The sequence below is a fragment of the Rahnella sp. P4_A8 genome (genome assembly GCF_056402435.1).
This window is the reverse complement of record NZ_JBFUHK010000002.1, coordinates 228739-241273: the sequence shown is the minus strand read 5'-3', so window position 1 is coordinate 241273 and position 12535 is coordinate 228739. Positions and strand designations below refer to the sequence as shown.

At 52.7% G+C, this 12535-nt stretch carries 11 protein-coding genes and 6 tRNA genes; 9 read left to right on the top strand and 8 right to left on the bottom strand.

Annotated elements, in window-relative coordinates; all coding sequences use genetic code 11:
- Window positions 1–8 precede the first annotated feature (8 nt).
- Entirely contained in the window at window positions 9–935 is a 927-nt protein-coding gene (locus tag AC1DUO_RS02265; protein ID WP_013574441.1) for a LysR family transcriptional regulator, read from the top strand.
- A gap of 33 nt (window positions 936–968) precedes the next feature.
- On the opposite strand, the gene AC1DUO_RS02260 is transcribed toward AC1DUO_RS02265, so the two are convergent.
- Both AC1DUO_RS02260 and AC1DUO_RS02255 read right to left on the bottom strand, forming a co-directional pair.
- Window positions 969–1310, bottom strand: coding sequence for a FlxA-like family protein (locus AC1DUO_RS02260; protein ID WP_013574442.1), 342 nt, complete (start codon window positions 1308–1310; stop codon window positions 969–971).
- Window positions 1311–1424: 114 nt separating this feature from the next.
- The gene (locus AC1DUO_RS02255) at window positions 1425–1976 is read right to left on the bottom strand and encodes a nucleotidyltransferase family protein (protein ID WP_041688956.1); all 552 of its coding nucleotides are present in this window, start codon (window positions 1974–1976) and stop codon (window positions 1425–1427) included.
- Between the two features lie 286 nt (window positions 1977–2262).
- Between AC1DUO_RS02255 and eat the strand changes: the two genes are divergently transcribed.
- From eat to eutC, 3 genes are read left to right on the top strand one after another with little or no spacing between them, the layout of a single operon-like run.
- On the top strand, window positions 2263–3672 hold the full coding sequence (gene eat / locus AC1DUO_RS02250) for an ethanolamine permease (RefSeq protein WP_015689496.1): 1410 nt from the start codon (window positions 2263–2265) through the stop codon (window positions 3670–3672).
- A gap of 21 nt (window positions 3673–3693) precedes the next feature.
- Entirely contained in the window at window positions 3694–5076 is a 1383-nt protein-coding gene (locus AC1DUO_RS02245) for an ethanolamine ammonia-lyase subunit EutB (RefSeq protein WP_013574445.1), read from the top strand.
- An 11-nt stretch (window positions 5077–5087) separates the two neighbouring features.
- Window positions 5088–5897, top strand: a complete 810-nt coding sequence (gene eutC / locus AC1DUO_RS02240) for an ethanolamine ammonia-lyase subunit EutC (RefSeq protein ID WP_354566630.1) — start codon at window positions 5088–5090, stop codon at window positions 5895–5897.
- 65 nt (window positions 5898–5962) lie between these two features.
- On the opposite strand, the gene AC1DUO_RS02235 is transcribed toward eutC, so the two are convergent.
- From AC1DUO_RS02235 to AC1DUO_RS02220, 4 genes are all read right to left on the bottom strand, one after another.
- Window positions 5963–6038: transfer RNA gene (locus tag AC1DUO_RS02235), tRNA-Lys, on the bottom strand.
- Window positions 6039–6045: 7 nt separating this feature from the next.
- Window positions 6046–6121: transfer RNA gene (locus AC1DUO_RS02230), tRNA-Val, on the bottom strand.
- A gap of 43 nt (window positions 6122–6164) precedes the next feature.
- Window positions 6165–6240: transfer RNA gene (locus AC1DUO_RS02225), tRNA-Val, on the bottom strand.
- Window positions 6241–6286: 46 nt separating this feature from the next.
- Window positions 6287–6362, bottom strand: a tRNA-Val gene (locus tag AC1DUO_RS02220).
- Window positions 6363–6625: 263 nt separating this feature from the next.
- Between AC1DUO_RS02220 and gltX the strand changes: the two genes are divergently transcribed.
- Window positions 6626–8044, top strand: coding sequence for a glutamate--tRNA ligase (gene gltX / locus AC1DUO_RS02215; protein ID WP_013574447.1), 1419 nt, complete (start codon window positions 6626–6628; stop codon window positions 8042–8044).
- A gap of 87 nt (window positions 8045–8131) precedes the next feature.
- On the opposite strand, the gene AC1DUO_RS02210 is transcribed toward gltX, so the two are convergent.
- The gene (locus tag AC1DUO_RS02210) at window positions 8132–8923 is read right to left on the bottom strand and encodes a formate/nitrite transporter family protein (protein WP_015696330.1); all 792 of its coding nucleotides are present in this window, start codon (window positions 8921–8923) and stop codon (window positions 8132–8134) included.
- 128 nt (window positions 8924–9051) lie between these two features.
- On the opposite strand from AC1DUO_RS02210, the gene AC1DUO_RS02205 reads away from it, so the two are divergent.
- The 3 genes from AC1DUO_RS02205 to AC1DUO_RS02195 all read left to right on the top strand — a co-directional run bounded on the left by AC1DUO_RS02205 (window position 9052) and on the right by AC1DUO_RS02195 (window position 9500).
- Window positions 9052–9192, top strand: a complete 141-nt coding sequence (locus tag AC1DUO_RS02205) for a hypothetical protein (protein WP_448311764.1) — start codon at window positions 9052–9054, stop codon at window positions 9190–9192.
- An 84-nt stretch (window positions 9193–9276) separates the two neighbouring features.
- A tRNA-Ala gene (locus AC1DUO_RS02200) sits at window positions 9277–9352 on the top strand.
- Between the two features lie 72 nt (window positions 9353–9424).
- Window positions 9425–9500: transfer RNA gene (locus AC1DUO_RS02195), tRNA-Ala, on the top strand.
- Between the two features lie 136 nt (window positions 9501–9636).
- Here the strand turns inward: AC1DUO_RS02195 and AC1DUO_RS02190 are convergent.
- The gene (locus tag AC1DUO_RS02190; RefSeq protein ID WP_013574449.1) at window positions 9637–10824 is read right to left on the bottom strand and encodes a NupC/NupG family nucleoside CNT transporter; all 1188 of its coding nucleotides are present in this window, start codon (window positions 10822–10824) and stop codon (window positions 9637–9639) included.
- A gap of 417 nt (window positions 10825–11241) precedes the next feature.
- Between AC1DUO_RS02190 and AC1DUO_RS02185 the strand changes: the two genes are divergently transcribed.
- The gene (locus AC1DUO_RS02185) at window positions 11242–12471 is read left to right on the top strand and encodes an Nramp family divalent metal transporter (RefSeq protein ID WP_013574450.1); all 1230 of its coding nucleotides are present in this window, start codon (window positions 11242–11244) and stop codon (window positions 12469–12471) included.
- Window positions 12472–12535: the final 64 nt, after the last annotated feature.

Genomic DNA, 12535 nt, shown 5'->3' with positions numbered 1-12535 from the left:
GAAAATTCATGAATTATTCGCTCAGGCAACTTCGCGTATTTGTGACCGTTTCACGCTACGGCAGCTTCAGCCGGGCTGGTGAGTCCATTGGTTTAAGCCAGTCGGCGGTCAGCCATAGTATGAAAGAGCTGGAAGCCGAAATGGGCGTGCGGTTGCTGGACCGCACAACGCGCGAAGTCGTGCTCACTGATGCCGGTCTGCGTCTGGCGAATCGTGTCGAGCCGTTGCTCGACGAACTCCACGCCATGCTGCTCGACACCCGCAGCTTCGGCACGCAGCATAATGGTCGGGTGCGTATTGCCTCTAGCCAGACGATTTCGGCGCAACTGATGCCGCAATGTATCTCCAGCGGCGAGCGGCAGTATCCGGACATTCGTATTTTGTTGCGCGATCAGGCGCAGCAACTGGTGCTTAACAGCGTCAGAAATGCGGAAGTGGATTTCGGTATTGTGATTGATCCGGGTGAAAACACTGATCTGGACTGCGAGCCGATTCTGCATGAGCCGTTTTTGCTGATGTGCCGTGAGGATCATCCGCTGGCGGCGCTGCCGGAGGTTGAATGGCAGGCACTGAACGGCCAAAAACTGGTGCTGCAGGATTACGCATCAGGAAGCCGGATCCTGATCGACGGCGCACTGAAAGCGCAGAAAGTGAAAGCGGAGATTGCTCAGGAAATCGGCCATCCAGCCACGTTATTCCCGATGGTGGAAGCCGGAATTGGTATCAGTGTTATCCCGGCGCTGGCGTTGCCCATGCCGGAAGGGAGCCGTCTGGTGGTCAGAAGCCTGGTGCCGGAAATCAACCGGGTGCTGATGCTGGTCAGACGTAAAAACCGGTCGTTATCACCCGCTGCACAGGCCATCTGGCAGGTGGTGAAAGAGCAGGCGAATTTATTGCGGGAAAAACGCAGCCAGCAGGGAATGTACAACCACTGATACCTTGCCGGCTGTTTCAGGCTTTGACCGGGGTTATACGTAGATATCGACTGCGTTGGTTTCTGAAGGCTTATTCACGCCTTCGTCTTTCTTCATTTCAGCGTCAGCTTGTTGTTGCTGCTGTTGCTGAAGTGCTTTCTGAGCCTGCTGCTGTTGAATCTGCGCGATCTGCTGTTGCAGCATTTCGATTTGCTGCTGCAGGAGTTCTTGCTGTTGCTTAACTTCGTCAGTATCGCCGCCTGAATTGCCCACGTTTTTGAGCTGCTCAGTCAGTTTGGTAATCTGCTTAGTCAGCTTTGCAATCTGGCTGGCACTGCCTGAGTCGCTGGTGGACGCAGAGCTTACCGAACTGCTGGTCGCGCTGATAGTCGTCATAAAAAGCCTCATTGAGTAAGAATAAAATTTTGCACGTAAAGGTGCTTAAGCTATATCGGCAAAAATCAGCGAGGCTTTACAGGCTTTGCATATTCCTTACGGTATTTATGGCTTTCATTCGGTTAACGCTTTCACTCTGAGCTTCGGCCACCGGGTCAGCCAGCCTTTGCTGCTGATCCGCTCGGCAAAAACTGCGGGGATCGCATGCCGCGGGTTTGGCGTAATACTGAAAGCAAACAAAGCATCCAGTCCCAGCGGCGCATTCAGCTCAATTTGCCCGTCAGCATTCATTCTTGCGCCGATAGCGGTTTCCATTTCCACCCAGTAGCTCATCGCCTCGGCGCTGGAGGAATAGGGCGCATGGCCGTGGCGCTCATGCATGCGGGCCTGATTTTTCACAGACCAGGGAAGGTCGGGCGATTGCGCTTTCAGGCGATGTTCATAGCGCTCGTCAGCTTCCGGCGAGCAATCCAGCGGATTGAAATACACCACGTCGATATCATTGAGTGCTGTGGCCTGCGCATATCCGTGTAGCCGGTCCCAGACCAGATTGCGGACAAAGCCCGCCGCCAGCCAGGCATCGTTAAGATTTTGCGTGCGTGCCTGCGTCAGTGCCAGCAAATGAAGCGGTTCCTCTCTGAGCCAGGTGATGATTTGCTGTTCCATTGTTGCCACGTGATGTTCTCCTTTTATCCGACGTCAGCGTTCTGAGAAGCCAAAGTGTAGCGCCCTTTTGTGACGCTTATCCAACGCACCATTTCGGATATGCGGCTTACGGCGGCGCGCTAAAATGTAGCAAGCCTCCCTTGAATACGGCTACAGGCCGCGCCTGCTGAGGGTTTCTTAAGTGGTACAGCCTTTGCAACATCCATCCTTTGCAACACAAATAAGAGCAAGGCTGTCGCAGTTCTTTTCAACAAAAATTGAATTATCACCGGGCAGGGGATCATTTATGCAAACCACGAAAGTCACACCTGTTTTAAAACGTACACTGGGGAGTTTTAAACTTTGGGGCATTGCCGTCGGGCTGGTTATCTCCGGCGAATATTTTGGCTGGAGTTACGGCTGGGCGCAGGCAGGCACACTGGGCTTTCTTATCACTGCTCTGGTGATAGCGGCTATGTATTGCGCCTTTATTTTCAGCTTTACCGAACTCACTACGTCGATTCCGCACGCGGGCGGTCCTTTTGCTTACGCTTACCGTGCGTTCGGGCCAACGGGCGGATTTGTCGCGGGTTTCGCAACGCTGGTGGAATTTGTTTTTGCGCCGCCTGCTATCGCGATGGCGATCGGGGCGTATCTCAATGTGCAGTTCCCGTCGATTGAGCCGAAATGGGTGGCTGTTGGCGCGTATCTGGTATTTATGGCGCTCAATATTCTCGGCGTCAGTATTGCCGCCACCTTTGAACTTCTGGTCACGTTGCTGGCAATTTTTGAATTGCTGGTCTTTATGGGCGTGGTGGCGCCGGGCTTTGAAATGTCGAACTTTGTTCACGGTGGATGGGCGGGCAGCGACACTTTCAGTCCCGCAGCCTTTTCCGGTATTTTTGCAGCCATTCCTTTTGCCATCTGGTTTTTCCTGGCGATAGAAGGTGCCTCAATGGCCGCTGAAGAGGCGAAAGATCCGCAGCGTACCATTCCGAAAGCTTTTATCGGCGGCATTCTGACTCTGACCGTTCTGGCGCTCGGCGTGATGTTGTTTGCCGGTGGTGTGGGCGACTGGACCAAGCTGTCGAATATCAACGACCCGTTACCGCAGGCCATGAAACTGATTGTCGGCAGCAACAGTGGCTGGCTGCACATGCTGGTCTGGCTGGGGCTTTTTGGCCTGATTGCCTCTTTCCACGGCATTATCATGGGGTATTCCCGTCAGATCTTCGCGCTGGCCCGGGCAGGTTATTTGCCTAAACGGCTTGCCAGCGTCAACGCCCGTTTCCAGACACCGCATCTTGGTATTATCGCGGGGGGCGTTGTTGGCATCGCGGCTATTTTCTCGGATTCACTGATCGTGATTGGCGGCCAGCCACTGACGGCCAATATCGTGACAATGTCGGTCTTTGGCGCCATTGTGATGTACATCATTTCGATGGCTGCATTGTTTAAACTCCGCCGCAGCGAACCGAATTTAATCCGTCCGTTCCGTGCGCCGCTCTATCCTTTTGCACCTGCTCTGGCGCTGGTGCTGGCAGTCGTCTGTCTGATCGCTATGATTTACTACAACACCTTACTGTTTTTGATCTTCGCCGCCATGATGTTGCTGGCGTATGCCTGGTTCCGTATCACCCATCAGTCGCGCACTGATGCTGCGGAAGATCCGCAATTACGTGGCCTGCGCCCGGTTCCCGCTAAAAGCAGCAAATAATCCGGCGCGCTAAGGAGTGTTATGTTTCAGACGACATTAAGTCACCGAAGGTATCAGTTTAAGGATTTACGCGAACTGATGGCAAAGGCGTCGCCCGCACGGTCGGGCGACTATCTGGCTGAAGTGGCTGCCGCCAGCGCTGAAGAGCGCATGGCGGCAAAAATGGCACTGGCTGATGTGCCGCTCAAAACCTTCCTGCAACAATTGCTGGTGCCGTATGAGGACGATGAAGTCACGCGGTTGATTGTCGATACTCATGATGTCGCGGCGTTTGCCGCGATTTCGCATCTCACCGTCGGGGATTTCCGCGACTGGTTGTTGAGTGAAAAAACCGACAGCGTTGTGCTGGCAGCCGTCGCCCGCGGGATCACGCCCGAAATGGCGGCTGCCGTCAGCAAACTGATGCGCAATCAGGATCTGATCCTGGTGGCTAAAAAATGCCGGGTGATTACTCAATTCCGCAATACTATCGGGCTGCCGGGGCACATGAGCGTGCGCCTGCAACCGAACCATCCGACCGATAATTTACAGGGCATTGCTGCCAGTATGCTCGACGGTTTGTTATATGGCTCCGGCGACGCGGTGATCGGTATTAATCCTGCCAGCGACAGCTTACCGCTGCTGGAAAACCTCAATTACATGCTTGATGACATCATTACGCGCTTTGAAATTCCCACGCAGTCCTGTGTTCTGACGCATGTCACTAACACCATCAAACTGGTGGAGCGCGGCGCACCGGTTGATCTGGTGTTTCAGTCGATAGCGGGAACTGAAGCGGCGAACAGCGGGTTTGGTATCAATCTGGCGCTGCTGGAGGAAGCGCAACAGGCGGCGCTCAGTCTTAAGCGTGGCACGCTCGGCGACAATGTGATGTATTTCGAAACCGGGCAGGGCAGTTGTTTATCTGCCAATGCGCATTTTGGGGTCGATCAGCAAACCTGTGAGGCGCGTGCGTACGCCATCGCCCGCCATTTCTCACCGCTGCTGATTAACACCGTGGTGGGTTTTATCGGCCCGGAGTATTTGTATGACGGTAAACAAATTATCCGTGCGGGTCTGGAAGACCATTTCTGCGGCAAACTGCTGGGCGTGCCGCTGGGCTGCGATGTCTGTTATACCAATCATGCAGAAGCCGATCAGGATGATATGGATACCTTGCTGACGCTGCTCGGCACTGCCGGGCTGACGTTCCTCATTGGCGTACCGGGCGCGGATGACATCATGCTCAATTATCAGAGCACTTCTTTCCATGACGCGTTATACATCCGTGAATTACTCGGGCTGAAACATGCGCCGGAATTTGCCGTATGGCTGGAGAAAATGAAAATTATCGATCCGCAGGGCGTCTTGCAGGATACCCGGGCGTCCCATCCGTTACTGCGTCAGTTGCCGCAACTGAGCTGAGGTCTGTGCTGATGAATAAAGAAAAAGAGCAGGGATTATCGCCGCTGGTGCATAGCAACCCGTGGGAAACTCTGCGTCAGTTTACGGCCGCACGTATCGCGCTGGGACGTACCGGTTCGAGTCTGCCCACCGATGAGCTGCTGCGATTTGGTTTAGCCCATGCGCAGGCGCGTGATGCCGTGCATCAGCCCTTTGACAGCCAGAAGCTCGAACCCGAACTTTATGCGCTGGGGCTGGAAACGCTGACCGTTGCCAGCGCTGCACCGGACAGGGCGACCTATCTGTGTCGTCCTGATCTTGGCCGCAAGCTGTCAGAAAGCAGCCGTCAGGCCTTGCAGCGTCTGGCGCCGGAGCCTGCCGACGTGGTACTGGTCATCGCTGACGGTTTGTCATCGAAAGCCGTGCACCGGCAGGCCGTACCGCTGATTGCGGCGTTATTGCCCTATCTGCGCACGCTGGAGCTGAAAATCGGGCCTGTGGTGCTGGCGCATCAGTCGCGGGTGGCACTGGGCGATGATATTGCGCAGGTGATGAAAGCGAAGGCGGTAGCGATTTTGATCGGAGAACGTCCGGGATTGTCATCTCCCGACAGTTTAGGCATTTACATGACCTGGGGGCCCCATACCAAAAGACTGGAATCGGAACGAAATTGTATTTCCAATGTGCGGCCGGAAGGGCTGAATTATCCGCAGGCGGCTTTTAAACTCGCCTGGTTGCTCGAACAATCTTTCCATCGCCAGTTGTCGGGCGTCAATCTGAAAGATGAAAGCGATAATCCGGCGCTACACAATAAGGTCGTGCCGATGTTTAAACTGGAGTAGGAGAAGGGAAAAAATTACCGGAGTACAGAAACGAAAAAAGCGCCTATAGGCGCTTTTCTCTGAATTGGTGGGCCGTGCTGGATTCGAACCAGCGACCAATTGATTAAAAGTCAACTGCTCTACCAACTGAGCTAACGGCCCGCAGAAGTGGTGGGCGATGACGGGCTCGAACCGCCGACCCCCTCCGTGTAAAGGAGATGCTCTACCAACTGAGCTAATCGCCCACTTCTGGGTACTTCCCCATGTAAGAAGAAACGTGCTGAGAAATGGTGGGCGATGACGGGCTCGAACCGCCGACCCCCTCCGTGTAAAGGAGATGCTCTACCAACTGAGCTAATCGCCCATTTCTCAATTCTTCTTACTTATCACAACGCGGCACTCTTAAAGAGTGGTGGGCGATGACGGGCTCGAACCGCCGACCCCCTCCGTGTAAAGGAGATGCTCTACCAACTGAGCTAATCGCCCCCGTCGTGATGGAGTCGCATTATAGGGATACTTGAAATTACGTCAACGCTTTTTAAAAACAAAAATGTTCATTCGGCTTATTTTTAGTCAACCTGACGTGTTTCTCGCCCGCGTAGTCGATTCTTTACGCATTCATGGCCTTAAACCACGTGACTGCCCCTGGTTGTGCGTTGAGGAATCAGGGCAGAGTGGTAGAATGTCAGCCACTTTTTGTTAATTGATAGCGACGTTTTTTGGCGTTGCGTGATTAAGGTTGCACCCAGATGAAAATCAAAACCCGTTTTGCCCCAAGCCCGACCGGCTATCTGCACGTCGGTGGCGCCCGTACCGCGCTCTATTCCTGGCTCTTTGCCCGCAACCTTGGCGGTGAGTTTGTGCTGCGTATCGAAGACACCGATCTCGAACGTTCCACTCAGGCAGCTATCGACGCGATTATGGATGGCATGAACTGGCTGAATCTGGACTGGGATGAAGGCCCGTATTTCCAGACCAAGCGTTTTGACCGTTATAACGCGGTGATTGATGAGATGCTGGAAAACGGCACGGCTTATAAATGCTATTGCTCTAAAGAACGTCTGGAAGCGCTGCGTGAAGAACAAATGGCAAATAACGAGAAGCCTCGTTATGACGGCCGCTGCCGCGACAGCCACGAACATCACGCTGCTGATGAGCCGTGTGTGGTGCGTTTTCGTAACCCGCAGGAAGGTTCTGTCATCTTTGACGATCAGATCCGTGGACCGATCGAATTCAGTAATGACGAGCTGGACGATCTGATCATCCGCCGTACCGACGGTTCACCGACCTATAATTTCTGTGTCGTTGTCGATGACTGGGATATGGAAATCACCCACGTCATCCGTGGCGAAGACCATATCAACAACACGCCGCGTCAGATTAATATCCTGAAAGCGCTGGGCGCGCCGGTACCGGTTTACGCGCACGTTTCTATGATTCTGGGTGACGACGGTAAAAAACTGTCCAAACGCCACGGTGCGGTCGGCGTGATGCAATACCGTGATGACGGTTATCTGCCGGAAGCGCTGCTGAACTATCTGGTGCGTCTGGGCTGGTCTCATGGCGATCAGGAAATTTTCAGCCGCGACGAAATGAAAGCGCTGTTCTCACTGGAAAACGTCAGCAAATCTGCCAGTGCGTTTAACACTGAAAAACTGCAATGGCTGAACCATCACTACATTAACACGATGGATCCGCATTACGTGGCGACCCATCTGCTGTGGCATGTTGAGCAGGCGGGTATCGAAACCCGTAACGGTCCGCAGCTGTTTGAAATCGTGACCCTGCTGGGCGAGCGTTGCAAGACGCTGAAAGAGATGGCGGAGTCCTGCCGTTACTTCTACGAGGATTTTGCAGAGTTTGATGCCGATGCGGCGAAGAAACACTTACGCCCGGTTGCACGTCAGCCGCTGGAAGTGGTTCGCGCCAAACTGGCTGCTATCACTGACTGGACCGCTGAAAACATTCACCATGCGATTCAGGGCACGGCGGATGAGCTGGAAGTGGGAATGGGTAAAGTCGGGATGCCACTGCGCGTTGCGGTAACGGGCGCAGGCCAGTCACCGGGTGTTGACGTCACCGTTCACGCTATCGGCCAGAGCCGTGTGCTGGCGCGTATCGATATGGCGTTAGCCTTTATTGCTGAGCGCGAAACACAAGCACAGTAATGGCGGTTAAATAGCGATAAAAAAGCCAGCGCGGGAAACCGGCTGGCTTTTTCTTTTCGTAAAACCCGGGTGTGAAAAACGTCTTAATTAACGTTGTTCAGTTGCCGGTGTTTCAATGGTCGGGCGGTAGGCCAGGAAATACATCAGGCCAACAAAGCCCGCACCACCTACGGCGTTACCGAGGAACACGGCCACGAAGTTAGGCAGGTATTCTGACCAGCTCAGCGCACCGGCAAAGATTGCCGCAGGCACGATGAACATATTTGCTACCACGTGCTGGAAGCCGATGGCCACGAACGCCATAACCGGGAACCACATGCCGATCACTTTGCCGCCAACTTCTTTGCTGGCGAAGGCCAGCCAGATTGCCAGACACACCAGCCAGTTACAGCCGATACCGGAAATGAACGCATGCATGAAGTCAGCGTTGACCTTCGCGGTGGCGGTTGCCACCGTTTTGCTCAGGAAAGCGCCTTCCGTCAGCCCCAGAACGTGGCCGAAGAAATAGGCCACTGCCAGGCTGCCCAGCAGGTTAGCGACAGTGACCCAGAACCAGTTACGCAGCACCGCGTAAAGGCTGATCTGACGCGCGAACCAGGCGATAGGTAAGGTCATCATATTACCGGTCAGCAGTTCTCCCCCTGCTAACACGGTCAGAATGATGCCTACCGGGAAGACGGCAGCGCCAAGCAAGTTACTGAATGAACCCCAGGATGCAGGTAATGTCCCTATTACATGCAGATCCAGAAGGAAACCGGTGGCGATGAATGCGCCAGCCAGAAAGCCCAAAATTAACAAATTCAACACGGTGGCGCGGCTTTTATTAACGCCCGCTGTGACGGCGATGGATGCGATTTCTTTAGGTGAATACAAGGACATGGGAGTGCTCGAATGGTGTAAGTTATGATTATTGCGCGAGAAGTCTATTCTGAGATTTATCTCAAAACAAGGCGATTATCATAGTCTGCTAACATTTCATTAATCATTCGGACATAGATGTTAAGGAAATGCGTAAGCAGATCAGAAAGCTAGGAAGAATGCGGGCTGGCGGACAAATTGTAAAACAAAGCGTCTGTCTGAAAATTTCCCTGATGGCAGAGGATTTTTCCCTGTGGAATGGGGGATTTGGCGGCTTTTTCAGCGCTTGAATTGAGAAACGGATTTAGCCGTTGACAGGGGTAGCGACGTTTCATATTATGCGCCCCGCTCACCCGTTTTTACGGGCATGAATTGGGGGTATAGCTCAGCTGGGAGAGCGCTTGCATGGCATGCAAGAGGTCAGCGGTTCGATCCCGCTTATCTCCACCAACTTCCTTTCCAGAGTAAGTTGGCTGTTTCCTTCCCAGGGAAACAAAAAAGTAAATGTGTACGACCTCGTGTGGGGGTATAGCTCAGCTGGGAGAGCGCTTGCATGGCATGCAAGAGGTCAGCGGTTCGATCCCGCTTATCTCCACCAAATATTAAAGAAACCCGCTTCGGCGGGTTTTTTGCTTTTGGCGCTTTGTCATTTCTCCTGCCTGTTTTACTGCGCTGAATCGCAGACATAAAAAAAGGCGCCGGAGCGCCTTTCTCGTCGTTCTGTATTTGCTTACTTACGCCAGTACCAGACCCGCGATAGAAGCAGACAACACGCTGACCAGCGTTGAGCCGTACAGCAGTTTCAGGCCGAAGCGTGAAACCACGTTGCCCTGATGTTCGTTCAGGCCTTTGATAGCGCCGGCAACGATACCGATGGAAGAGAAGTTTGCGAAAGACACCAGGAACACGGACAGGATGCCCACGCCGCGTGGTGAAAGTTCGGTTGCTACTTTCTGCAGATCCAACATCGCAACGAATTCATTGGAAACCAGTTTGGTTGCCATGATGCTGCCTACCTGCAAGGCTTCGTGACTTGGTACGCCCATCATCCACGCGAATGGATAGAAGACATAACCCAGCACGCCCTGGAAGGTGATACCGAATACCACGTCGAACAACGCATTCAGGCATGAAATCAGTGCGATGAAACCAATCAACATGGCTGCAACGATGATAGCCACTTTGAAGCCTGCCAGGATGTATTCACCCAGCATTTCAAAGAAGCTCTGACCCTGGTGCGTATTACCGATTTGCAGGTCTTCTTCTGAATCAACCTTATAAGGGTTGATCAACGACAGTACGATGAAGGTACTGAACATGTTGAGCACCAGCGCAGCAACAACAAAGCGCGGTTCCAGCATGGTCATGTACGCACCCACAATCGACATAGAAACCGTCGACATTGCTGTGGCAGCCATGGTGTACATACGTTTTTCAGACATTTTGCTCAGAATATCTTTATACGCGATAAAGTTTTCTGACTGACCCAAAATCAGGGAGCTGATGGCGTTGAAAGATTCCAGTTTTCCCATGCCATTAATTTTCGACAGAACCGTACCGATAATACGGATGACGAAAGGCAGTACACGAATGTGTTGTAAAATACCGATCAACGCAGAAATAAACACGATCGGACACAAGACTTTCAAGAAGAAGAACGCTAATCCTTTATCGCTCATGCCTCCAAATACGAAGCCGGTCCCTTCCGCAGCGAATCCTAATAATTTTTCAAACAAGTCTGAGAAGCCTTTCACAAAACCTAAACCAACAGAAGAATTCAGGAAGAAGTAGGCTAACAAGACTTCGATGACCAACAGCTGAACGATGAAGCGTAAACGGATATTTTTCCGGTCACGGCTCACCAGTAAAGCGAGTGCAGCGACAACGGCCAACGCTAATACAAAGTGCAATATTCGGGACATGGGTGCTCCAAATTAGAGGCAGGCTATATTTCGACGGTCATTTTATGTAACGCGTACATTTAAAACGTGAAGTCGATTGCAAATATAGAAATTACAGACACGAATTGCAACAAATCGCGGCCCATCACACAAAAAATCAAGATGTTAATAAAACTAAGCACAATTAGCATTCCTGTGCTAGTTTTATCATGTGCCGTAATGCGTTCTGAATCTGGCCCGTTAATGTCTGTTTTAGGAAAGTGCGCTGCGTCTGGCTTTCTGAAGCCGGGTGAGCGAATCACCCCCTCAGTTATTACCTTCTCGCTTACTGCTGCTGCCTATCAGAGTAATCACTCAGATCATTCCAAATGCACTTGATAATCATTATCAATTAGATATCATTGATGTAAGCGTAATAATTGTAAGGGTTAACTAACTATGCTGAACAGCCGGGCCGAATCTGCAGGCCGCGCGTCCAGAAAGATGAAGCTTTCACTGATGGGACCGGCCTTTATCGCCGCCATTGGTTATATCGATCCGGGCAACTTTGCGACGAATATTCAGGCCGGTGCTTCTTATGGCTATCAGTTGCTGTGGGTGGTGGTATGGGCCAACGTCATGGCGATGTTGATCCAGTTGTTGTCTGCCAAACTCGGTATCGCGACCGGCAAAAACCTGGCCGAACATATCCGCGATCGTTTCCCGCGTCCGGCCGTCTGGGCTTACTGGGTGCAGGCGGAGATTATCGCAATGGCCACCGATCTGGCCGAATTTATTGGCGCCGCCATAGGCTTCAAATTGCTTCTCGGGGTTTCCCTGTTACAGGGCGCAGTACTTACCGGGATTGCCACCTTTATTATCCTTGGGCTGCAAAAACGCGGGCAAAAGCCGCTGGAACTGGTGATCGCCGGTTTACTGTTGTTTGTTGCTGCGGCTTATATTGTTGAATTGTTCTTCTCGCAGCCAAGCATGCTGGCGCTGGGCAAAGGCATGTTAATCCCCGCACTGCCAACCGCTGATTCGGTGTATCTGGCCGCGGGTGTGCTCGGCGCGACCATTATGCCGCATGTCATTTATCTGCACTCTTCGCTGACTCAGCGGGGCGGCAAGGCGTCCAAAGCGCAGCGTTATTCAGCCACCAAGCTGGATGTCGGTATTGCCATGACCATCGCCGGTTTTGTGAATCTGGCGATGATGGCGACGGCTGCGGCGGCATTCCATTTCAGCGGACACAGCGGGATCAGTGAGCTGGATGAAGCCTATCTGACGCTGCAACCGTTGCTCGGCCACGCTGCCGCGACCACCTTCGGTCTGAGTCTGGTGGCAGCCGGTTTATCTTCTACAGTTGTCGGCACGCTGGCCGGACAGGTAGTGATGCAAGGGTTCGTGAAATTCTACATTCCGCTGTGGGTTCGCCGTACGGTGACCATGATGCCGTCTTTTATTGTGATCCTGATGGGATTAGATGCCACACGTATTTTGGTGATGAGCCAGGTATTGCTGAGCTTCGGGATTGCGCTGGCATTGCTGCCGTTGCTGGCTTTTACCGGTAACCGCAGCCTGATGGGCGAGATGGTGAATACTAAAACCGTGCAGTGGGCGGGGCGGGTCATCGTGCTGATCGTCGTCAGCCTTAACCTTTATCTGCTGACAGGTATGTTGAAATAACGCCTTCGCCAGCGACAGATAATAAAAAACGGGACAGTTTGCGCTGTCCCGTTTTTGTTTTATT